The organism is Kitasatospora sp. NPDC028055, from assembly GCF_040637885.1.
Taxonomy (GTDB): domain Bacteria; phylum Actinomycetota; class Actinomycetes; order Streptomycetales; family Streptomycetaceae; genus Kitasatospora.
Genome location: NZ_JBEZXE010000002.1, coordinates 165,532 through 185,855, shown reverse-complemented (window position 1 = coordinate 185,855; position 20,324 = coordinate 165,532). Strand labels below are relative to the sequence as shown.

Here is a 20,324-nt window from a genome sequence, read left to right as displayed (position 1 = left end):
GCTGCCGCCTACCCGGAAGGCATGATCCTGCCGCCGTGGCCGAACACCGTCGACAGCGGCGCGACCCAGCGCGAGAACTGGCACGGCTGGTTGGAGGATGCCTGGGGCAACCCGTCGGTCTCGGAGGCGATCCGCACGGCGAGCCCGGCCTTGGCCGACCGCATCGACGCGGTACTCGAAGGCCAGGCTGCTGATGACCGGCAGATGAGGCGGCTGGTGATGTCCATCACCCGCTACCTGCTCCGCCTCACCGGGCGGCCTACACCGTTCGGGCTGTTCGCCGGAGTCGCCGCAGTCGGCATCGGAGGCGAGCCGATGGCCCGGTGGGGCGATGACCACCGCCCCGTGGTGCGGCCGGACGCCGTCTGGATGGACGAGGTGATCACCCGGCTGGAAGCGATACCGGAACTCCTCGGCAGGCTTCCGGTCGTGGCCAACAACCTGTGCATCGTGCGAGGCGACCGGCTGGTCCTGCCATGCCAGCCGAGTACGCGCGGACCGGACGACCTTGACCCCGCCGAGGTGACAGTCCGCAACAGCCTCCCCGTGCAGAGCGTGCTGAGCGCCGCACGGGCACCGGTGACGGTGAACCGCCTGGTTGCTCTGCTCTCCGGTGAGTTCCCGCAGGCCCCGGCCGACGCCGTGGCCGGGATGATCGGTTCCCTGGTGAAGCAGCGCATCCTGATCACCAGCCTGCACGCCTCGGCCGCAGAGACGGACGCGTTCGTTCACCTCGTTGCCCAGCTCGACCTGGCGCGGGCGCAGGAAGTCGTCGACGCCGCGGTGCCGGCCGTCCAGTTACGCGATATTGCGCTGGACCTGGCGGAGCACAACGGGTGCACCGACGCCGGACAGCGGCGCCTCATCCGCCGCCGGGCGATGACGAAGATGTCGGCCTTCACCAGCACGGTGAAGCAGCCGTTGATGACGGACCTGGCGGTGGACTGCCAGATCGAACTGCCTTCCGCCGTCGCTCGCGAGGCAGCAGCAGCAGCCGCTGCTCTGGCGCGGCTTACGCCCTACCCGTTCGGCAGTTCCGTGTGGGCGGACTACCACATGAGGTTCGTCGAGCGCTTCGGCCCCGGCGCGGTGGTGCCGGTCGCTGAGCTGGTCCACGCGGACAGCGGCCTCGGCTTCCCCGCGACGTACCGTGGCTCGCGGTTGAAGAAGCCGGCCTCCGGCCTCTCCGAACGGGACCGCCGACTCATCGCTCTCGGGCAGGAGGCTGCTATCGACGGCAGCATCGAAGTGCTGCTGGACGACAAGGCTATCGACCGGATCGCGTTCGACGGCATCGAGAGCGCCGTCCCGGTGCCCCACGCCGAGCTGGCCTTCCAGCTCCTGGCACCGTCCCTCGCGGACCTGCGTGCCGGGCGGTTCCAGCTCACGGTGACTGGGGCCCTGAGGGCGGCCGGGGCCACCACCGGCCGATTCCTGAGCATTCTCAACCCGGCTGATCGCGACCGGATCATGAAGAGCTACGCGGCCCTTCCGACCCTGGAGGAGAACGCCGTCGCCGCTCAGGTGTCGTGCCCGCCGCTGTACGTGCGGACCGGCAACGTCAACCGGGCCCCAGCCGTCCTGGCCCACGTGATCCCGCTCGCCGAGCACCACCAGGCCGGCGAGGGCACCATCGCCCTGGACGATCTGGCGGTCACCAGCGACGGCACCACGATGCGGCTGGTCTCCGTCTCCACGGGCCGCCTCATCGAGCCCACCGTGATGAACGCCGTGGACTTCCGCAACCACACCCAGCCCGTCGTCCGGTTCCTGTGCGAGGTCGTGCGCGCCCACACCGCGACCTTCGCTGGCTTCTACTGGGGCGCCGCCGACGAGCTGCCCTTCCTGCCGCGCCTTCGCTACGGCCGCACGGTCCTCTCTCCGGCCCGCTGGACCGTCACCGCAGACCAGTTCCCGGGGCGGAGGTCACCGTGGCCCCAATGGGACACGGCCGTCGAGGCATGGCGGCGCCGGTTCCGCGTGCCGTCGCATGTCCAGTTAGACGAGAACGGTCAGGAGCTGCCGCTGGACCTGGACGAGCCGGGGCACCGGGCCCTCCTGCGTGCCCATCTCGACCAACACGGTGCCGGCGTTCTTGCCGAGACCGCCAGGAGCGCCGACTACGGGTGGATCGGCGGCAGGGCCCACGAGATCGTGGTGCCCCTCGCGTCGACCGCACCGGCCGCCGTCACGAAGCCCGAGGTCTCCTACAGACCGCTTCGGCGTGATGACGGCCATCTGCCCGGCGACTCCCCGTGGCTGTTCGCCAAGCTGTACGGGCACCCGGAACGCCAAGGCGAGATCCTCACCGCGCTGCTGCCCGATCTGCTGGACGACCTCCACCGTCCGGCGTGGTGGTTCCTGAGGTACGCAGACCCTGATCCGCACCTGCGGCTGCGGTTCAGGACCGGTAACGACGGCTTCGCAACGGCCGCCCGACACCTCGGTGCCTGGACCGCGAAGCTCCGCACCATCGGCCTCATCAGCCATCTCCAGCTCGACACCTACCTGCCGGAGAGCGGACGCTTCGGCAACGGCGCCACGATGGAAGCGGCCGAGAACGTCTTCATGGCCGACTCGCTCGCGGCGATAGCCGAGATCACCCACTCCTCGACCAGCGGCCTCGACCTCCACGCCCTGTCCGCGGCGAGCTTCATAGACCTCACCACCGCTCTCCTCGGCGACAGGACCACGGCCGATGACTGGCTCATCGACAAGATCACCACCGACCGGACGGAACCACTGGACCGGACCCTCTTCGCGGACGCCCTCTCGCTGACCGCACCTGGCGTCACCAGGGCCGGAACGCCGTCACCGCGGTGTGCACCAGAGGTGGACGCGGCCTGGAGGGAGCGCGGATCAGCCCTGACGGCCTACCGGGACCTGCTCCTCCAGGACGGCGCCCCGACTCCTTCCGGGGTCCTGGGAACACTGCTGCACCTTCACCACATCCGGGCGGCCGGCCTCGATCCGGACGGCGAGAGGACGGCTCACCGGCTCGCCCGAGCAGCGGCCCTCACCTGGAAGTCGCGGACCAGGGACGGGACACGATGACCACGGTCACCGAACAGGCCCGGAACGCGGCAGAACTCCTCACCGGGAAGCTGACCGAGGTCCCCGCCGATGACGGCCATCCAGCCCTGATGCCGCAGTCCCTGATCCGCGGCGCCGCAGGCATCGCCCTCCTGCACATCGAGCGGGCAGAAGCCGGGCACGGAAGGTGGGAGACGGCCCAGCCCTGGCTCGAAGCCGCCGTCCGGCACGGCACCGACACCGGGCCCCACGCGACGCTCTTCTACGGTGCACCGGCCCTCGCATTCACACTCCACGGCGCCAGCGGGCAGAGCGGCCGGTACGCACGGGCGCTCGCCGCCCTCGACGCAGCCACCGAGACCGTGACGCGGCAACGCCTCGACGCTGCCCACGCCCGCATCGACCGCCGCAGATCACCGGCCCTCGCCGAGTTCGACCTGATCTACGGCCTCACCGGTCTCGGCGCCCATCACCTGCGCCGCTTCCCGCAGGCCACCCTGACCCGTGACGTCCTCGTCTATCTGGTCCGTCTCACCGAACCGATCGATGCCACCGGGCTCCCAGGATGGTGGACGGGCCTCGGCCCCGCCGGGGAGCCGTCCCCGGACTTCCCGCACGGCCACGGCAACTTCGGCATGGCACACGGAATCGCCGGCCCGCTTGCGCTCCTTGCTCTCGCCATGAAGCAGGGAGTCGTGGTCGACGGTCATGCCGATGCGATCCGCAGGATCTGCGAGTGGCTGGACCGGTGGCGCCAGGACGGGCCAGCCGGAGCATGGTGGCCGGAGTGGGTCACCAAGACCGAGTACGACACCGGAGTAGCCCACCAGCACGGCCCGATGCGGCCATCCTGGTGTTACGGAACCCCGGGCCTCGCCCGCGCCCAGCAACTCGCGGGACAGGCCCTCGGCGACAAGATCCGGCAGGACCAGGCCGAAGCCGCGCTGATCGACTGTATCTCGGACCCGGACCAGCTGGAACGCTTCCACGACACCGGGATCTGCCATGGCTGGGCAGGCATTGTGCAGACCGTCTGCGCGGCGGCTGCGGACGCCCGGAACCCCGAGATCGCCGTGCACCTTCCCGGAATCCTCGGCAGCCTCGCGAACGCCCGTCCCGGGGCTGACCCGGGGTTCCTCGAAGGCAAAGCCGGCATCGCGCTGGCCCTCTACCGCGCCAGCACAACAACTGCCACCGGGTGGGACCGCTGCCTTCTGCTCAACTGACCAGCCAGGAAAGTGAGACCAGCCATGGAGTGGCGTCAGATCAACATCAGGTTCACCGACCGGCACGCGGCCGAAGCGGCGACCTGCACCCACCTGGGACCGGCCCTTAACGCCGCGGAGCGGGACCGGACGGTGCAGTCCTGGTTCTTCATGAGGAAGGCCGACTGGCGCATCCGCTACCGGCCGGCGCCCGGCGCGGCCGTGGAAGCCGATGTCGCCGTCCAGCGTGCACTGACGACGATGCGGAACGAGGGCATCGTCACACGATGGGCGAACATCATCTACGAACCCGAGACCTACGTGTTCGGGGGAGAGCAGGCCATGGACATCGCCCACGGCCTCTTCCACCAGGACAGCAGCCACATCCTCGGCTACCTCGCGCAGCCCGATCCGCGCCAACGGCGGGAGCTGTCCGTCCTCCTGTGTGTCGCCCTGATGCGATCCAACGGACTCGACTGGTACGAACAGGGCGACGTCTGGGCACGGATCGCAAGGAACCGCCCGACCACCAACACCCCCGAGCCGCAACACTTCCAGCGCCTCACCGCGTCCATCGGCCAGCTTCTCGAAGCCGACACCAGCACCGGCATCAGCACGGCGGACCGTACCTTCGCCGACCACGCCGCAACCTGGCTCGACGCCTTCACCCGGGCTGGCGTCCGCCTCAGCCGCATCTGGTCAGACGGAGCACTCACCACCGGCATCCGCGCCATCACGGCCCACCACGTTCTCTTCCACTGGAACCGCCTCGGCATCCCCTACGAGACCCAGGGACTTCTTGCATCGGCCGCCCGTGATGCCGTATTCACCTGACCCCGCACAACGACGCACCGCCAAAACCACATCGAACGATGCTCTACGTGTTGCCACTGCGGGCTTGTCGGATTCGTTGGAGGCAACTGATGCAGCGGGCAAGTTCTATAAACTCCGGCCCGAGTCGAGAGTAGTCCAGATGCGTTCCGTCCTCTTGGGCTTGGTTTGAGTGTGGTTGCCTCGTGTAGTTCAGTTCGGTCATCAGGCCATCGTGAAGGCGTCGCCATACGCCGGCGTCTGTCCATTCTTGTAGGCGCTTCCTGGCCGTTGTCCCAGAGCAGGCAAGCTCATCGGATGGAATCTTTCCCCAGACGACTCCTGTGCGCAGCGCGTAAATAATGGCTGCAAGGGATTTTCGGTCCGGTGTCCGCGGGTACTTGTATGCTGGAATAGGCGGCAGGAGTGGTTCTATCCGCGTCCACAGATCGTCGGGGACTCTGTTGACGCCCCATAGCACTGGATCATCAAGTCCTAGACTTGAGACCAGGCTCTTCCTGAGGGGATCGGCTGATCGAGGTGTTTTGCCCATCGTATGTTTGCGAAGATTAATGCTGGGTGGAAGTGATGACTGGTTTGGATGGTCGGCTCGCTTCTTCCATAGGATGTAGGAGTTTCGGAGTCTGATTTCATTGGCCCGGTTGGTATGGGAATTGCTATCTAGGATTCCGTCGGCCAGGTTCGAGAATTGCGGGCTCATGGATTGCAGTGCTTTTGCCTGCGATGGCGTCCGGAACCAGGAGATGTCGGGAGGGGTTGAGTCTCGCCAGGTTGCGCTAGGAAGGACCTCCTGGGCGGCCTGGTAGGGATCGTCGGCCAGAAGGATGTGGGCCGACGGTCTGAGGGCGCCGGCGATGGCGAGCGGCGGGTAGGAGAACTGTGGCGTTGCGGTAAGAGCCCATTCGCTTCGAACGTTGCGCTGGCCGAATTCAATGAAGGCGTCGCGAACATGAGAGTCGGTGCCTGGCATTTGGGTGGTGATATCGCCTGCCGCAATGACAGTCATCATGATTGCATAGAGATCATCAATGCTGATGTTCTTGGTGTAGGTGCGTTCGGGGCGCGGATTAAGTAGGTCGAGTAATCTATCCTGCGCGTCGATGAGTAGAGTATCTGTGCACTCTGTCGTTTCGGTGTTGAGTAGCACATGGGGGCAGCCTCCATGACTTCTCGGGGAGATTTCACTGTAGCGGCTACACCAATCCTTAGTGTTGCTTCGATGAAACCGCCAGGGCTTGAACGGCTCGCCGCATTGAGGGCATCTTTCTGCTAGGTAGAGGCGGTGCCATCGGCATGCGACCACCCACGGTAGAAGCCATTCAAGTCGCCATCTTCCGCGGTTCTCAGCAAGGCATGGTGGGCAGATATGGACCCCTGATCGTCGAATATAAGAGTGCCGCCAGATGCCGGACGAATCAGGGTCGCCGTGACGTATTTTTGGCAACTGACCGTCCAGGTAGTGATGGAGGGTGAGTGACTGAATGGATTGAGATGATAATCCGGAAGTTGCCGCCACGTCTTGAATTTGTTCGTCAGAGAGTATCAGCGTTTGGCTCATCCAAGAACCCGCATATTTCATCGGCTTCCAGCCGACTCCGAGACGTTTGGCTAGTAGGTCCGTCCCCCCTCCTGCCCAACCTGCGGCGAAATGCTCAAACCAGCTCAGCAGCGACTCGCCACGGATGGGCACGGGTGCGGCGGGCAGCCGGCGCACCCCGTGCCGCGCTGGATGGATCTCCACCCTTGACCTCCTTCGCCCGGATGGGGCGACGGTACGCGCTCGTGGGGCTCGCGGTGAACGGTTCGCTGCACCAGTGAACCGTCAGTGAAGTTTTGCCTGCACTAGTGAAGTCTTTCGTGTCACCTCACACATCTGTCGCAGCCGTGTCGGTATCCGTTGACGAGCGACAGTCACCGATATATCGTCGAACTATCGAGACAGTGACTCGACTGTCTCGCTGGAACGGAATGAACCATCGAGGAGGTGGGCGCCATGCGCTCAGGAATGCGATTTCGTGTGGAGGGCCCGCGCGGCGGCGGACGCCGCCGCGGTCCGGGTCCGGAGTTCCGGGGGATGCCCGGAGAAGGCCCCGGCGGCTTCGAGGGGCGGGCGGCCTTCGGCGGCTTCGGCCCGCCGTTCGGCGGCGGCGGCCCCGGCCGGCCGATGGGCGGCCCGTTCGGGCACGGCTTCGGCGGCCACGGCGGCCGGCGCGGCGGCCCGCACGGGCGGCGCGGCGGTCGGGCCCGGCGCGGCGACGTCCGGGCCTCGCTGCTGGCGCTGCTCAAGGAGCGGCCGATGCACGGCTACGAGATGATCGCCGAGATCACCGAACGGACCAACGGGGCCTGGCGGCCCAGCCCCGGCTCGATCTACCCGAACCTCCAACTGCTGGAGGAGGAGGGCCTGATCACGGCGGAGGAGGTCGGCGGCAAGCGGCTGGTCTCGCTCACCGAGCGGGGGCGCGCCGAGGCCGAGGCCGGCCCGGCGGAGCCGTGGGCCGAGGCCGGCCGGGAGGTCGACTGGGAGGCCGTCCAGGAGGTCGGCCAGGCGCTGGCCGCGGTCGAGCAGGCGGTCCAGCAGGTCATGCGCACCGGCACCGAGGCGCAGCGCGCCAAGGGCCTGGCGGTGCTGACCGAGGCCCGCAAGAAGCTGTACCTCGTCCTCGCCGAGGATGACTGACCGGTGCGGGGGGCCGGTCCCGGCGCAGGCCGGTGACCCGGGCGGTGCCGCTGCTCAGGGGCGGACCAGGAACAGGCCCACACAGGCGAGCAGCAGCACCGCCCAGGCGAACCAGAGCCAGCCGTCGGGCCCGATCGTGACGCTGTAGAGGCAGACCACCAGCAGCAGGGCACCGGTCACCCAGGCGACCTGCCGGTTGTGGTGGGCGGCCGCCCGTGCGCGGCTCCCGCCGTGCCGTACGGAGTGCCGAACCGTCCTGGCCATGCCGACCTCCCGGGGAGGGCGAAGGTGGGGGGACGGGCGGCCGGTCAGTCCTTGGGCTCGGTGGGCTCCGTGGGCCCGGTCGGCTCCGTGGGCCCGGCGCCGGTGGAGGCCGCCTCGTCGTACTCGTAGCGCCAGAACCAGCTGAGCCCCCGCACCTGCTTGCTCCGGACGTACACCAGTGTGCGCGCGGGGGAGTCGCCCTGCGCGGGGACCGGGACCTTGTACTTCTTGGGCACGCCCAGCATCGGCCCCAGCGGGATCGGCAGGACCGTCCCGTCCAGGGGCCCGCCGACGAATTCGGTGTCCGCGCTCTTCACCCCTCCAGGGTCTCACCTCCACGCGGCGGCCACGCCGGGAGCACCCGGGGGCGGAGGCGCGGTGAGGGTCGGGTGCCCGGAGTGTGGCCCGCGTGGCCGGGGTGTGACCGGAGAGGCACCGCCCCCGGTCATCCGGAGGCCCCGCGCACCCCTATCCTTTCCTGTACGCCCCCGGGGTCCACCCCGGGCCAGCGGGCCCCGTACGGGCCGGGCGAGGCGCGAGTCAGCGTGCCCTCCGGCCGTCACCGGCGCGGACAGCGTGCTGCCGCGACAGGCGTACCGAGACCCGGGCGTCGGCCGTCCGGTGACCCCGGCCGCGGTCGGCGGGGCGCGGACAGCAGGGCCGAGCACCGCCCCGGGAAGCAGCGGGGAGCGCCACGCGTTGCGTCCGAGTGGTACGTCGAACGCTGTGTCGCACCAGGCACGGCAGTTGCGCGGAAGGGGCACGATGGAAGCCGGCAGCAGGTGGACGACCTGGTGGCAGAAGCGTGACCGTGAGCGGGCCCGCCCGGGAGGCGTGGACCCGGCCGCCAGACTGGAACAGCTGCTCGGCGCGGTGCGCGCCGGATTCCCCCTCGCACCCGCCGCCCACCCGGCCGGCTACCGGTGTTCCTGCGACCGGGTGGCCTGTCCGGCCCCGGCCCGGCACCCGGTCTCCTTCGCCTGGCAGACCCAGGCCACCACCGACCCGGAGCAGCTCTCCCGCTGGCTCTCCCGCGACCCCCAGGCCAACTTCGTCACCGCCACCGGCCGGGTGCACGACGTCCTGGACGTCCCCGCCGAGGCCGGCCGGCTCGCCCTGGAGCGGCTGACCGCGCTGGGCGTCGAGGGCCCGGTCGCCGCCCTCGGCGAGGACCGCTACCTCTTCTTCACCGCCACCCGCGGCACCCCCCAGGACGAGGACGAGTGGTGGGACAGCGCCCTCGACTCCACCCCGGACACCGTGTCCGAGCACCCCGGCCTGCGCTGGCACTGCCGCGGCTCGTACACCCTGCTCCCGCCCGCCGCGCTGCCGGACGGCTCCGAGGTGCGGTGGCTGCGCGGGCCCGAGCTGCCGCTGCCGGACCCGCTGCGCGTCCTGGACGTGCTCACCGACGCCTGCACCGAGGTGGGCGCCGTCGCCGAGGAGCAGTGGCTGATCGGGTAGGCGCCCAGCGGTGGTCACGGCAGGGTGAGGATCTCCGCGCCGTCCGCCGTGACCACCAGGGTGTGCTCGAACTGGGCCGTGCGCTTGCGGTCCTTGGTGACGACCGTCCAGCCGTCCGGCCAGATCTCGTAGTCGTAGGTGCCCAGGGTGAGCATCGGCTCGATGGTGAACGTCATGCCGGGCTTGATGACCTCGGTGGCCCGCTCGCTGTCGTAGTGCGGGACGATCAGGCCGGAGTGGAACGACGTGTTGATGCCGTGTCCGGTGAAGTCCCGCACCACGCCGTAGTCGAAGCGCTTGGCGTAGGACTCGATGACCCGTCCGATGACGTTGATCTGACGGCCCGGCTTGACCGCCTTGATCGCCCGGTTCAGCGACTCCCGGGTGCGCTCGACCAGCAGCCGGGACTCCTCGTCCACGTCGCCGACCAGGTAGGTGGCGTTGAGGTCGCCGTGCACGCCGTGGATGTAGGCGGTGGCGTCGATGTTGACGATGTCGCCGTCCTCCAGCACGGTCGAGTCCGGGATGCCGTGGCAGATCACCTCGTTGATGGAGGTGCACACGGACTTGGGGAAGCCGCGGTAGCCGAGGTCGGACGGGTAGGCGCCGTGGTCGCACATGTACTCGTGGGCGACGGCGTCCAGCGCGTCGGTGGTGACGCCGGGGGCGATCAGCTTCGCCGCCTCCTCCATCGCCCGGGCCGCGATCCCGCCCGCGATCCGCATCTTCTCGATCGTCTCGGCGGTCTGCACCTCGGGCCCGGTGTACGGCGTCGGGGCGGGCTTCCCGACGTACTCGGGGCGCGCGATGTGCGCCGGAACCTTGCGGGTGGGGGACTGGATGCCGGGTACGAGAGCCATGCAGGCGAGTCTAGTCGCGGGAACCGCCGCCGCCCGGCGGTTCCCGCGCGGTGTGCAGGGCGGCCCCGCCCGGGGAATGATCGGTACCGACCCCCAACGTCTGGACGGGAGAACGCCATGCCCCTCGGATTCAACCGCAAGCCGACCGGCCAGCCCGGCGAGTGGTTCTACTGCATCAAGCACGCCAAGGTCGAGGAGGGCCCGGAGTGCCCCGCCAAGGACCGCCTCGGCCCCTACGCCAGCCGCGAGGAGGCCGCCCACGCCCTGGACATCGCGAACGAACGCAACCGCGAGTGGCAGAACGACCCGCGCTGGAACGACCGCCCCAAGGACGACGGGGCGCAGTAGCCCGGCCGCCCCGGCGCGGTCAAGCCGGGGCGGGGGTCTCGCGGGCGTTGCGTTCGTGTTCGGCGCGGACGGCGGCGGTGTGCGGGTCGGTGCGGTCGTCGTAGGCGAGCAGGCGGGGGAGGGCGGCGGCGAGGGCGAGGACGGCGGCGACGCAGGCCAGGCCCCCGGTCCAGACGGCGGCGCGGACGCCGATCAGGCCGGCCATGGTGCCGGCCCGGACCTGGCCGAGCTGGGGCCCGACGGAGTAGCTGAGCAGCTCGACGCCGGCCATCCGACCGCGCACCTCGTCCGGGATGGACTGGTTCCACATGGTGGAGCGGGCGATCCCGCTGATCTCGTCCGCGCCACCGGCCAGGGTCAGCCCGAGCAGCACCACCCAGACGCTGCCGGACAGTCCGGCCAGCGCCATGGCCGCGCCCCAGCCGACCGCGGCGGCCACCAGCAGCCGTCCGTGCCGGTGGACCCGGGACGTCCAGCCGCTGGTCGCGCCGACCAGCAGGCCGCCGACGGCGGCGGCGGCGTACATCGGGCCGAGCGCCCAGTCCGCGCCCAAGTCCGAGGCCAGGAAGGGGAAGACGGCCACCGGGAAGGCGAACAGCATGGCGCACAGGTCGATCGCGTAGGTGCCGAGCAGGTCCTTGCGGCTCCACGCGTACCGCACGCCGGTGAGCACCGCCCGGATCGACGGGCGCTCGGCGCCGGTGGCCGGCGGCACCGCCCTGATCCGGACGAGCAGCAGCAGCGAGACCGCGAAGGTCAGCACGTCCAGCGCGTACGCGGTCTGCACCCCGGACACCGCCACCACGACCCCGGCCAGCGCCGGACCGGCCACCGAAGCGACGTTGTGGTACAGGGACTTGAGGGCGAAGGCGGCCGACAGGTGCTGGTGCGCGACGACCCTCGGCAGCAGCGAGTCCAGCGCCGGGCGCTGGAGCCCGTCACAGGCCGCGACCAGGGCGGCGACCAGGTAGATCGGCCAGAGCACCGGGTGCGGCAGCAGGGCGTTGAGCAGCAGCAGCCCGGCGAGCAGCCCGAGTCCGGCCTCGGAGCGCAGCACCAGCCGGCGGCGGTCCAGGGCGTCGGCGAGGGCGCCGCCCCAGAGGCCGAAGACGATCAGCGGAACGAGTTCGACGGCGCCGATCAGGCCCACCGCGAAGGAGGAGTCGGTGAGTTCCTTGATCTGCATCGGGACGGCGACGTACGTCAGGAAGCTGCCGAAGCTGGTGATGCAGCCGCTCGTCCACAGGTAGCGGAAGTCCCGCGAGGCGCGCCAGGGGGACAGGTCGGGCGCCAGCGAGCGCAGCAGGGCGCGCGCCCGACCGGTGGGCGGTGGTTCGTCGGCGTTCACGAACGACCATCCTGGGACGGCCGGTTCCCGGACCGCAACGGATTTGTCACCAGCGGGTGAACGCGGGCGGTGAGGTGAGCCGGCCGGCGAGGTCGGCCAGCCGGTCCAGGGCGGAGCGGCGGCGGCCCGGCTGCCCGGCGGCGGCACTGACCAGGTGCTGCGCCAGGTCGAAGGGCTCCTCGGCGGCGGTGCCGACGGCGAGCCGCTCGTGCGCGAGACCCGCGAGGTCCGCGAGGTCGGCGAGACCAGCGGGGTCGGCGAGACCGGTGAGGCCGGCAGGGGCGGTGGGGTCGGCGCCGTCCAGGGCCAGGACGGTCGCGCCGTGCCGGCGGGCGTCCTGCACCCGCTCCAGCAGCGGGGCACCGGCCGCGCCGGGGGCCACCACCAGCACGGTGGCGCCGCGCCCGGCCTCGGTGAGCCGCCGCAGGCCGTGCGCCAGGTGGGCCGGGGCGGCGGCGGGCGGTGCGTGCCGCAGCAGGGTGGGCGCCAGCCGGGGGACGGCCGACCAGGCGGCCTCGTCCTCCAGGTGGGCGGCCAGGTGCCAGGGCTCGTACGCCTCGGTGCCGACCAGCAGCAGCTCACCGGCCCCGCGCCGTTCCACCGAGCGCCGCAGCGCGCCGGCGAAACCGCCGACCGCCTCCAACCAGCCGGTGCCCGTGAGTCGTTCACGAAGTGCCGAAACTCTCACTGCGTCCATGCGGGCCAGGATGTCGCGCCGGGCCGGCGATTTGGGAAGATCGGCCCATGACTTCCCTCGATTCAGCGACAAACCCGGCCCACGAGCTGCCGGACGTCTCGCAGTTGGTGGTCGGTGTCCTCGGTGGCACCGGCGACCAGGGGCGCGGCCTGGCCCTGCGGCTGGCCAAGGCCGGCCAGCAGGTGATCATCGGTTCCCGCGACGCGGCCCGGGCCGAGGCCTCGGCCGCCGAACTGGGCGTCGGCGTGCGCGGTGCCGACAACGCCACCGTCGCCCGGGAGAGCGACGTGGTGATCATCGCGGTCCCGTGGGACGGCCACGCCGCCACCCTGACCGCGCTGCGCGAGGAACTCGCCGGAAAGATCGTCGTCGACTGCGTCAACCCGCTCGGCTTCGACAAGCAGGGCGCCTACGCGCTCAAGCCGGAGGAGGGCAGCGCCGCCCAGCAGGCCGCCGCCCTGCTGCCGGACTCCCGGGTCACCGCCGCCTTCCACCACCTCTCGGCGGTGCTGCTCCAGGACGAGTCGGTGGAGCGGATCGACACCGACGTCATGGTGCTCGGCGACGAGCGGGCCGCCACCGACGTGGTGCAGGCCCTGGCGGGCCGGATCCCCGGCATGCGCGGCATCTTCGCGGGCCGGCTGCGCAACGCCCACCAGGTGGAGGCGCTGGTGGCCAACCTGATCTCGGTCAACCGCCGCTACAAGGCCCACGCGGGCCTGCGGATCACCGACGTGTAGAACGTGTAGAACGCGCCGGTCGCGTCGGCCTCACCCCTGGACCCGGTCCGGAGGTGAGGTCGGCGACAATGGGTACGGCCGACCCCGGCCGTCCGCACCCGGTCCTAGGAGCTCCGCGCCATGCCTCGCACGTCCCTCTTCGCCCTGCTCGTCGTCGTCCTCGCGCTGGCGGCCGCCGTGGTCTCGATGGTCGAGGGCTTCTGGATCGGACTGATCTGGCTCCCGCTGGCCGGTGTGGCCAGCAACGTGCTCTGGCTGAACCGGCGCAAGGCGAAGATCGCCGAGGCGGCGGCCGCCGAGCAGGGCTAGTTCTTCCGGAAGCCGCCGAGCAGGGTCAGTTCTTCCAGAAGCTGAACAGGTACCGGCCGAGCGTCGCGTAGTCCTGGTCCACGCCGAAGAGGTTCATCAGGCCGTGGACGATCCCGAAGAAGAACGAGTTCACCTCGGGCTGCCACAGCAGCGCGAACACCGCGAGCAACCCGTACGGCGCGAACGGCTCGACCGCGCGCCGGGTCTTGTACGAGAGCCACGGCTCGACGATCCCGTAGCCGTCCAGGCCGGGAACCGGCAGCAGGTTCAGCACCGCCGCGCTGAGCTGGAGGAAGCCCAGGAAGCCCAGGGCGCCGGAGAACGGCGAGTAGGGCAGTTCGTAGCCGTTCCAGACCGCGTGCACCGTCGGGTCGTCCAGCCAGCCCGCGCCGATCGGGATCAGCAGCACTGCCGCGATCACCAGGTTCACCAGCGGCCCGGCCGCCGAGATCAGGCTGTGCTTGAGCCGGCCCTGGATCCGGCTGCGCTCGATCCAGACCGAGCCGCCGGGCAGGCCGATGCCGCCGAGGATCATGAAGACGATCGGCAGCACGAAGCTGAGCAGCACGTTGGCGTACTTCAGCGGGTTGAGCGTGAGGTAGCCCTTGGCGCCGACGGTGATGTCGCCGCCGTGCAGGGCGGTGCGCGCGTGGGCGTACTCGTGCAGGCAGAGCGAGACCATCCAGCCCGAGATCACGAACAGGAACACCCCGAACGAGGCGTTGCCGTAGCCGGAGTACACCGCCCAGGCGGAGGTGCCCAGGGTGGCGAGGAGCACCCAGAACACCGGGCTGATCCGGCGGTCCTCGCTGCGGGAGCGCGGCGTAGCGGCGAAGGTCATCTGTGGGTGCTCCGTGAACAGGGGGAAGGGGGACTACCGGCTGGGACCGATCATGCCGGGCGGGCGGTGGCCGGACAAGCCGCCCAGGGTGAACGTCCGAGGGGAGGCGCCTGGTTCCGGCACGCCCCGGGGCCCGGGGTCGGGGGCCGGGGTCGGGGAGGCCGGGCACAATTGTGCGGCCGCGCTGCCGTCCATCGACCAGAATGGTGCGGTGCACTACGGCATCCTCGGTACCACCACGGCCCACCACGACGACGGCACGCCGGTCCCCCTCGGTGGGGCCAGGCTGCGGGCGCTGCTCACCGCGCTGGCCCTGCGGCAGGGCCGGCCGGTCCCGGCCGACCTGCTGGTGGACGAGGTGTGGGACGCCGAACCACCGCAGGACTCCTCCGCGGCCCTGCAGACCCTGGTCGGCCGGCTGCGCCGCACCATCGGCCGGGAGCGGGTCGGCTCCGGGCCGGCCGGGTACTGGCTGGCCGACCCGGCCACCGACCTCGCCGACTTCCAGCGGCTGAGCACCGAGGGCCGGCGCGCCCTCGACGCCGGTGACAGCGCGCTGGCCGCCGAGCGGCTGCGCGCCGCCCTGGCGCTGTGGCGCGGTCCAGCCCTGGCCGACCTGCCGGACCGCGCCGCCGCGGCCGCCCGGCTGGAGGCCCAGCGGGACGAGGCCCGCCGGCACCGGATAACCGCGGACCTCGGCCTCGGCCGGGCCTCCGAGCTGGTCGCCGAACTGGCCGAGCTGTGCGAACGGCAGCCGCTGGACGAGCCCCTGCAACTGCTGATGCTGCGGGCGCTGCACGGGAGCGGCCGCACCGCCGAGGCGCTGCGCCACTACGAGCGCACCCGGCGCGCCCTGGCGGACGAGCTGGGCGTCGACCCCGGCCGTCAACTCCAGGACTGCTACGCCGAGTTGCTCCGCTCGGCCGAGCCGGCCCCGACTGCGCCCCCACCCGCACCCCCGGCTGCGCCCCCACCCGCACCCCCGGCGCGACCGCAGGAACCGCAGGGCCCGTCGGGCGGACAGCCGCAACCCCCCGCCCCGGCGCCCCAACTCCCGCGCGCCGCCGGCAACCTGCGCGGCCGGCTGACCAGCTTCGTCGGCCGCGAGGGCGATCTCACCGCCCTGCGCGCCCTGGTGACGACGCATCGGCTGGTCACCCTGACCGGCCCGGGCGGCTCCGGCAAGACCCGGCTGTCGGTCGAGGCCGGTCGCGCCGAGCAGTCCGCCGGGCACTGGCCGGACGGCGTCTGGCTGGCCGAACTCGCCCCGCTGGAGAGCCCGGAGGCCGTCCCGGCCGCCGTGGTCTCGGCGCTCGGCCTGCGCGAGATCGTGCTGCACAGCGCCGGCATGGTCGCCGAGGTGATCGAGAAGCGCGCCGAGGATCCCATGCGCCGACTGGTCGAGCACTGCGGGCCCCGCCGGATGCTGCTCGTGCTGGACAACTGCGAGCACCTGATCCAGGCCGCCGCCGACCTGGTCGACACCCTGCTCGCCGAGTGCCCCGGGCTGACCGTGCTCGCCACCAGCCGGGAGCCGCTCGGCGTGCCCGGCGAGACGGCCCTGCCGGTCGAGCCGCTGCCGGACCCAGTGGCGCTGCGGCTGCTCACCGAGCGGGCCGCCGCCGCCCGCCCCGGCTTCGACCCGCAGAGCGACCCGGAGGCCTGCGCCGAGATCTGCCGCCGCCTGGACGGCCTGCCGCTGGCCATCGAACTCGCCGCCGCCCGGCTGCGGGTGATGACCGCCCGGCAGATCGCCGACCGCCTGGACGGCCGCTTCGCCCTGCTCACCGCCGGCAGCCGCACCCTGCTGCCGCGCCAGCAGACCCTGCGCGCGGTGGTCGACTGGAGCTGGGACCTGCTGGGCAAACGGGAACGGGCGGTGCTGCGCCGCCTCTCGGTGTTCGCGGGCGGCTGGCAGCTGGAGGACGCCGAGGCGGTCTGCGCGGACGGCACCGAGGTGGTCGGCCCGGAGGTCGCCGACCTGCTGCTCTCCCTGGTCGACAAGTCCCTGCTGGTGGCGGACCTGGCCGACGACGGCGTCCAGCCGCGCTACCGGATGCTGGAGACCATCCACGAGTACGCGACCGAGCGGCTCGCCGAGTCCGCCGCCGAGCGCGACGCCACCGGCGCCCGCCACCTGGCGCACTTCCGCGCGCTGGTCGCCACCGCCGACCTGAACGTCCACGGCCCGCAGCAGCTGCACTGGCTGAACGTGCTGGAGCGCGAGCAGGACAACATCCGGGCCGCGCTGCGCCGGGCGATCGACCTCGCGGACGAGGAGCAGGCGCTGGCCCTCGGCGTCGGCATGGGCTGGTACTGGTCGCTGCGCGGCTACAGCATGGAGGCCCGCGGCTGGTACACCGCGATCGCCGCGCTCGGCCCGGACCCGTTCGCCCCGGACGCCCCGCCGCCGGTGCCGCTGGAGCGCAACGTGCTCGAGTACGGCGTCCCGATGCCCCCGGGGGTGGTCGAGGAGGCCCGCCGACTGGCCGCGATGTTCCGGCTGATCGGGATGTTCGAGGGGAACCTCGACGTGCTCGGCGACAAGGACGCGGTCAGGATCGCGGAGCAACTGCTGGACAGCTACACCCCGGAGCTGCCGCAGGGCTACCGCTTCCCGGCGCTGATGCGGGTGTTCGGTGCCTTCCTGGCCGGCCGCCTGGAGCTGATGAAGCAGCTGATGGACGACGCGGTCCGCGGCTGCGAGCTGCACGGCGACACGAGCGACCTGGCGTTCGCCCTGCAGGTCCGGGCCAGGATGCTGAACGACTGGCCGGAGGGCGAGGAACAGAGCATCCAGGACGGCCTGCGCTCCCTGGAGCTGTTCGAGCAGGCGGGCGACCTCTGGGGGGTGTCCCAGGCGCTGTCGGCCCGCGGTGAGTCGCTGGCGAACCGGGGTGACGCCGTCGGCGCGGCCGCCGCGTACGAGCGGGCGATCGCGCTGGCCGAGGAGCTGGGCGCGCCGCACGAGGTGCCGATGCTGCAGGTGAACCTCGGCAGCGCCGTGCTGGAGCACGACCTGGAGCGCGGCGAGCGGCTGATCCGGGAGGCGTTGGCCGCCATCGAGGGCACGGGCCTCAACCAGTCCACCACCGGCGCCCTGCTCTTCGGCCACCTGACGCTCTGCGCCCTGCACGCCCATCGCGGCGAGTTCGAGGAGGCCGAGGCGGCGCTGTCGCACCTCGACGGGATCACGACGGGCGGGTTCGTTCCCGGCGTCGTCGGCGGGCTGCTGCGGTGCTCGCGGGGCTGGCTCACGGCCCGGGCCGGCGATCCGGAGGAGGGGTACGCCCAGCTGCGTGAGGGCCGTCGGCTGCTGCTCTCGGTGACGGCCGCGAGCGGTTTCGCCGAACAGATGACGATCATGGTGGTGCCGGCCGTGGTCGGGGTGCTGGCGGCCTTCGCGGAGCGGGACGGCGACCTGGAGCGGGCCCGGCAGGCAGCGGTGCTGATCGGTGCGCACAAGCAGCTGAACGGCCCGAAGGGCGGCTTCCTGGACCGGGTGGAGCGCGAGCGGACGGCGCTCGCGCTGCGGGGGCTGCTGGGCGAGGCCGAGTTCGAGGCGGCGCACGCCTCCGGCAGCGGGATGACGCAGCAGCAGACCCAGGCGCTGCTGGAGGAGCTGATCGACTGAGCGGTCGGTCGGCCGGTGCCCGTCCCCTGGTCACCGGCCGACCGACCGCTCGTACCGGGCGGTGTCCTGTCCACGGTCGCCGCCCGGCCCTCGTCCCCGGCTCGCTCAGGTCCGCTTGCGGAAGCGGGCCACCGCGAGCGGGGCGAAGATCGCGGTCGAGGCGGCGGACCAGATCAGCACGATCATCACCGGATGGGCCACCGCCCCTTCGCCGTTGAGCAGCGCGCGGGAGGCGTCGGCCAGCGCGGACAGCGGGTTGACCTTGGTGAAGGCCTGGAGCCAGCCCGGCATGGTGCTGGTCGGCGCGAAGATCGAGCTGCCGAACTGCATCGGCATCAGGACCAGCATGGAGACGCCCTGGACGGCCTGGGCGCTCTTCATCGACATGCCCAGCAGCATCGAGATCCAGACGATCGACATGCCGAACACCAGCGACAGGCCGACCGCGGCCAGCAGCTCCGGGACGCCGGTCTTGAGCTCGAAGCCGAGGATGAAGGCGAAGGTCAGCAGGATCAGGGAGGAGAGCAGGGCCCGCAGCGTCTCCGCCACGATCTTGGAGAGCAGGACGGCGGCCCGGCCGATCGGCAGGGTCCGGAAGCGGTCCATCACCCCGCTCTGGAAGTCGGTGTTCAGGCCGGTGCCGACGGCCAGCGCCAGCGTCATGCCGGTCTGTCCGAGCAGTCCCGGGATCATGAACTGCTTGTACTTGTCCTGGTCCCCGCCCATCATGGCGCCGCCGAAGACGTAGACGAACAGCACGGTGAAGACGATCGGCATCAGCACGGCGTCGAACATCGACTCCGGGTCGGCCTTGATCCGCATCAGGTTGCGGCGGGTCAGCGCGCCGATGTGGCGCAGGGTGGCGGACGGGCCGATCCGGGTCTCGTCGGCCGCCGTGTCCCGGACCGGGGCGGGGGTGAGGGTGGCGGTGGTCATGCGACGGGCTCCTTGACGGGGTCGGCGGCGGACGCGGTGGTCGCGTCGGCGCTGGGCTTGCCGGTGATGGCGAGGAAGACCTCGTCCAGGCTGGGCACCTTGGTGTCGATGCCGGCGATCGCGAAGCCGCGGCCGCCGAGCACCGCGATCACGGTGGTGAGCTGCTCCTCGCCGGTGAGCGGCACCGCGAGCAGGCCGTCGTCGGGGGAGAAGGTGGCGGAGGTGATGCCGTTCTCGTGCAGGCAGCGGGCCAGCTCCGGCAGTTCGGCCGGGTGGGCGGGGCGGACCTGGAGGATCTGGCCGCCGACCCTGGCCTTGAGCTCGGCGACGCCGCCGGCGGCGATCACCTTGCCCCGGTCGATGACGGTCAGCTCGTCGGCGAGCTGCTCGGCCTCCTCCATGTACTGGGTGGTCAGCAGCACGGTGCTGCCCTCGGAGACCATCCGCTGCACCTCGTCCCAGACCTCGTTGCGGGTGCGCGGGTCCAAGCCGGTGGTGGGCTCGTCCAGGTAGAGCACCCGGGGGCGGCCCATCATGCTGGCGGCCAGGTCGAGGCGGCGGCGCATGCCGCCGGAGTAGGTCTTGGCGATCCGCTTGGCGGCCTCGGTGAGCGAGAAGCGCTCCAGCAGCTCGGCGGCCCGGGCCTTGGCCTCCCGGCTGGAGAGGTCGAGCAGCCGGCCGATCAGGTAGAGGTTCTCGTAGCCGGAGAGCAGCTCGTCCACGGAGGCGTACTGGCCGGTCAGGCCGATGGTGCGGCGCAGCTGCTTGGGCTGGCGCAGGACGTCGTAGCCGCCGACGAACGCGGTGCCGGCGTCCGGCTTGATCAGCGTGGAGAGGACCCGTACCAGGGTGGTCTTGCCGGCGCCGTTGGGGCCGAGCAGGGCGAGGACGGTGCCTTCGCGGACGGTGAGGTCGACACCGTCGAGGGCCTTGGTGGTGCCGAAGTGCTTGACGATGCCGTGGACCTCGACGGCGTTCCCGGCTGTTCCCCGCGTGTTCGGGGCGGTCGCGATTCCTGTCATGCCCCCAGGTTGTCCGGCCCGGCTGTCAGCCCCCTGTCGCCCGCCCGGCCCGGCTGTCAGCCCGCTGTCACGGCCCCCACCGGCATGACAGCGCCCCTGCTCCGAGCGGCTC

The 20,324-nt window shown here is 71.2% G+C and carries 18 protein-coding genes and 1 pseudogene; 9 read left to right on the top strand and 10 right to left on the bottom strand.

The genetic code is table 11. The features are described 5' to 3' along the window. Positions 1-21: 21 nt before the first annotated feature. The 3 genes from AB0F71_RS04730 to AB0F71_RS04720 are packed head-to-tail and all read left to right on the top strand — an operon-like array spanning position 22 to position 5,072. Entirely contained in the window at positions 22-3,054 is a 3,033-nt protein-coding gene (locus AB0F71_RS04730; RefSeq protein ID WP_360228145.1) for a lantibiotic dehydratase, read from the top strand. Beyond that, positions 3,051-4,259 carry a lanthionine synthetase C family protein gene (locus AB0F71_RS04725; protein WP_360228142.1) on the top strand — a complete coding sequence of 403 codons (1,209 nt, stop codon included), beginning with the start codon at positions 3,051-3,053 and terminating at the stop codon, positions 4,257-4,259. Before AB0F71_RS04730 ends, AB0F71_RS04725 begins: the two co-directional genes overlap by 4 nt. A gap of 24 nt (positions 4,260-4,283) precedes the next feature. Beyond that, the gene (locus tag AB0F71_RS04720; protein ID WP_360228139.1) at positions 4,284-5,072 is read left to right on the top strand and encodes a thiopeptide-type bacteriocin biosynthesis protein; all 789 of its coding nucleotides are present in this window, start codon (positions 4,284-4,286) and stop codon (positions 5,070-5,072) included. 43 nt (positions 5,073-5,115) lie between these two features. Here AB0F71_RS04720 and AB0F71_RS04715 read toward each other — a convergent pair whose 3' ends face one another. Both AB0F71_RS04715 and AB0F71_RS04710 read right to left on the bottom strand, forming a co-directional pair. Then, complete coding sequence (locus AB0F71_RS04715) at positions 5,116-6,216, bottom strand: transposase (protein WP_360228955.1); 1,101 nt, start codon at positions 6,214-6,216, stop codon at positions 5,116-5,118. Between the two features lie 135 nt (positions 6,217-6,351). Continuing rightward, positions 6,352-6,759: pseudogene (locus AB0F71_RS04710) on the bottom strand (TniQ family protein); the annotation flags it as partial. 384 nt (positions 6,760-7,143) lie between these two features. On the opposite strand from AB0F71_RS04710, the gene AB0F71_RS04705 reads away from it, so the two are divergent. Continuing rightward, on the top strand, positions 7,144-7,749 hold the full coding sequence (locus tag AB0F71_RS04705; RefSeq protein WP_360228136.1) for a PadR family transcriptional regulator: 606 nt from the start codon (positions 7,144-7,146) through the stop codon (positions 7,747-7,749). A gap of 54 nt (positions 7,750-7,803) precedes the next feature. On the opposite strand, the gene AB0F71_RS04700 is transcribed toward AB0F71_RS04705, so the two are convergent. After that, the gene (locus tag AB0F71_RS04700; protein ID WP_360228133.1) at positions 7,804-8,013 is read right to left on the bottom strand and encodes a hypothetical protein; all 210 of its coding nucleotides are present in this window, start codon (positions 8,011-8,013) and stop codon (positions 7,804-7,806) included. Positions 8,014-8,057: 44 nt separating this feature from the next. Continuing rightward, positions 8,058-8,330, bottom strand: a complete 273-nt coding sequence (locus AB0F71_RS04695) for a hypothetical protein (RefSeq protein WP_360228130.1) — start codon at positions 8,328-8,330, stop codon at positions 8,058-8,060. Between the two features lie 448 nt (positions 8,331-8,778). On the opposite strand from AB0F71_RS04695, the gene AB0F71_RS04690 reads away from it, so the two are divergent. Further along, entirely contained in the window at positions 8,779-9,477 is a 699-nt protein-coding gene (locus tag AB0F71_RS04690; protein WP_360228127.1) for a bifunctional DNA primase/polymerase, read from the top strand. A gap of 14 nt (positions 9,478-9,491) precedes the next feature. Here the strand turns inward: AB0F71_RS04690 and map are convergent, their stop codons facing one another. Then, the gene (gene map, locus AB0F71_RS04685) at positions 9,492-10,337 is read right to left on the bottom strand and encodes a type I methionyl aminopeptidase (RefSeq protein ID WP_360228124.1); all 846 of its coding nucleotides are present in this window, start codon (positions 10,335-10,337) and stop codon (positions 9,492-9,494) included. Positions 10,338-10,454: 117 nt separating this feature from the next. On the opposite strand from map, the gene AB0F71_RS04680 reads away from it, so the two are divergent. After that, on the top strand, positions 10,455-10,685 hold the full coding sequence (locus AB0F71_RS04680; RefSeq protein ID WP_360228121.1) for a hypothetical protein: 231 nt from the start codon (positions 10,455-10,457) through the stop codon (positions 10,683-10,685). Between the two features lie 19 nt (positions 10,686-10,704). Here the strand turns inward: AB0F71_RS04680 and AB0F71_RS04675 are convergent, their stop codons facing one another. Next, complete coding sequence (locus AB0F71_RS04675; protein ID WP_360228118.1) at positions 10,705-12,033, bottom strand: MFS transporter; 1,329 nt, start codon at positions 12,031-12,033, stop codon at positions 10,705-10,707. A gap of 46 nt (positions 12,034-12,079) precedes the next feature. Next, the gene (locus tag AB0F71_RS04670; protein WP_360228115.1) at positions 12,080-12,730 is read right to left on the bottom strand and encodes a hypothetical protein; all 651 of its coding nucleotides are present in this window, start codon (positions 12,728-12,730) and stop codon (positions 12,080-12,082) included. A 47-nt stretch (positions 12,731-12,777) separates the two neighbouring features. On the opposite strand from AB0F71_RS04670, the gene npdG reads away from it, so the two are divergent. Both npdG and AB0F71_RS04660 read left to right on the top strand, forming a co-directional pair. Then, a complete protein-coding gene (npdG, locus tag AB0F71_RS04665) occupies positions 12,778-13,470 on the top strand; it encodes an NADPH-dependent F420 reductase (protein ID WP_360228112.1) in 693 nt (230 codons plus the stop codon). 120 nt (positions 13,471-13,590) lie between these two features. Continuing rightward, positions 13,591-13,779, top strand: a complete 189-nt coding sequence (locus tag AB0F71_RS04660; RefSeq protein WP_360228110.1) for a hypothetical protein — start codon at positions 13,591-13,593, stop codon at positions 13,777-13,779. Between the two features lie 25 nt (positions 13,780-13,804). Here the strand turns inward: AB0F71_RS04660 and AB0F71_RS04655 are convergent, their stop codons facing one another. Next, positions 13,805-14,620, bottom strand: a complete 816-nt coding sequence (locus AB0F71_RS04655) for a site-2 protease family protein (RefSeq protein ID WP_360228108.1) — start codon at positions 14,618-14,620, stop codon at positions 13,805-13,807. A gap of 211 nt (positions 14,621-14,831) precedes the next feature. On the opposite strand from AB0F71_RS04655, the gene AB0F71_RS04650 reads away from it, so the two are divergent. Next, entirely contained in the window at positions 14,832-18,254 is a 3,423-nt protein-coding gene (locus AB0F71_RS04650) for a BTAD domain-containing putative transcriptional regulator (RefSeq protein ID WP_360228105.1), read from the top strand. 105 nt (positions 18,255-18,359) lie between these two features. Here AB0F71_RS04650 and AB0F71_RS04645 read toward each other — a convergent pair whose 3' ends face one another. Beyond that, positions 18,360-19,190, bottom strand: a complete 831-nt coding sequence (locus AB0F71_RS04645; protein ID WP_360228102.1) for an ABC transporter permease — start codon at positions 19,188-19,190, stop codon at positions 18,360-18,362. Further along, positions 19,187-20,212 (bottom strand): ATP-binding cassette domain-containing protein, encoded by a 1,026-nt coding sequence (locus AB0F71_RS04640; RefSeq protein ID WP_360228099.1) that lies wholly within the window; start codon positions 20,210-20,212, stop codon positions 19,187-19,189. The genes AB0F71_RS04645 and AB0F71_RS04640 overlap by 4 nt, the downstream gene beginning before the upstream one ends. Positions 20,213-20,324 lie beyond the last annotated feature (112 nt).

Coding starts and splice junctions, on each gene's coding strand:
- AB0F71_RS04730 (WP_360228145.1), top strand. CDS start 22: ATGATCCTGCCGCCGTGGCCGAACACCGTCGACAGCGGCGCGACCCAG.
- AB0F71_RS04725 (WP_360228142.1), top strand. CDS start 3,051: ATGACCACGGTCACCGAACAGGCCCGGAACGCGGCAGAACTCCTCACC.
- AB0F71_RS04720 (WP_360228139.1), top strand. CDS start 4,284: ATGGAGTGGCGTCAGATCAACATCAGGTTCACCGACCGGCACGCGGCC.
- AB0F71_RS04705 (WP_360228136.1), top strand. CDS start 7,144: ATGCCCGGAGAAGGCCCCGGCGGCTTCGAGGGGCGGGCGGCCTTCGGC.
- AB0F71_RS04700 (WP_360228133.1), bottom strand. CDS start 8,013: ATGGCCAGGACGGTTCGGCACTCCGTACGGCACGGCGGGAGCCGCGCA.
- AB0F71_RS04690 (WP_360228127.1), top strand. CDS start 8,779: ATGGAAGCCGGCAGCAGGTGGACGACCTGGTGGCAGAAGCGTGACCGT.
- map (WP_360228124.1), bottom strand. CDS start 10,337: ATGGCTCTCGTACCCGGCATCCAGTCCCCCACCCGCAAGGTTCCGGCG.
- AB0F71_RS04680 (WP_360228121.1), top strand. CDS start 10,455: ATGCCCCTCGGATTCAACCGCAAGCCGACCGGCCAGCCCGGCGAGTGG.
- AB0F71_RS04670 (WP_360228115.1), bottom strand. CDS start 12,730: ATGGACGCAGTGAGAGTTTCGGCACTTCGTGAACGACTCACGGGCACC.
- npdG (WP_360228112.1), top strand. CDS start 12,778: ATGACTTCCCTCGATTCAGCGACAAACCCGGCCCACGAGCTGCCGGAC.
- AB0F71_RS04660 (WP_360228110.1), top strand. CDS start 13,591: ATGCCTCGCACGTCCCTCTTCGCCCTGCTCGTCGTCGTCCTCGCGCTG.
- AB0F71_RS04655 (WP_360228108.1), bottom strand. CDS start 14,620: ATGACCTTCGCCGCTACGCCGCGCTCCCGCAGCGAGGACCGCCGGATC.
- AB0F71_RS04645 (WP_360228102.1), bottom strand. CDS start 19,190: ATGACCACCGCCACCCTCACCCCCGCCCCGGTCCGGGACACGGCGGCC.
- AB0F71_RS04640 (WP_360228099.1), bottom strand. CDS start 20,212: ATGACAGGAATCGCGACCGCCCCGAACACGCGGGGAACAGCCGGGAAC.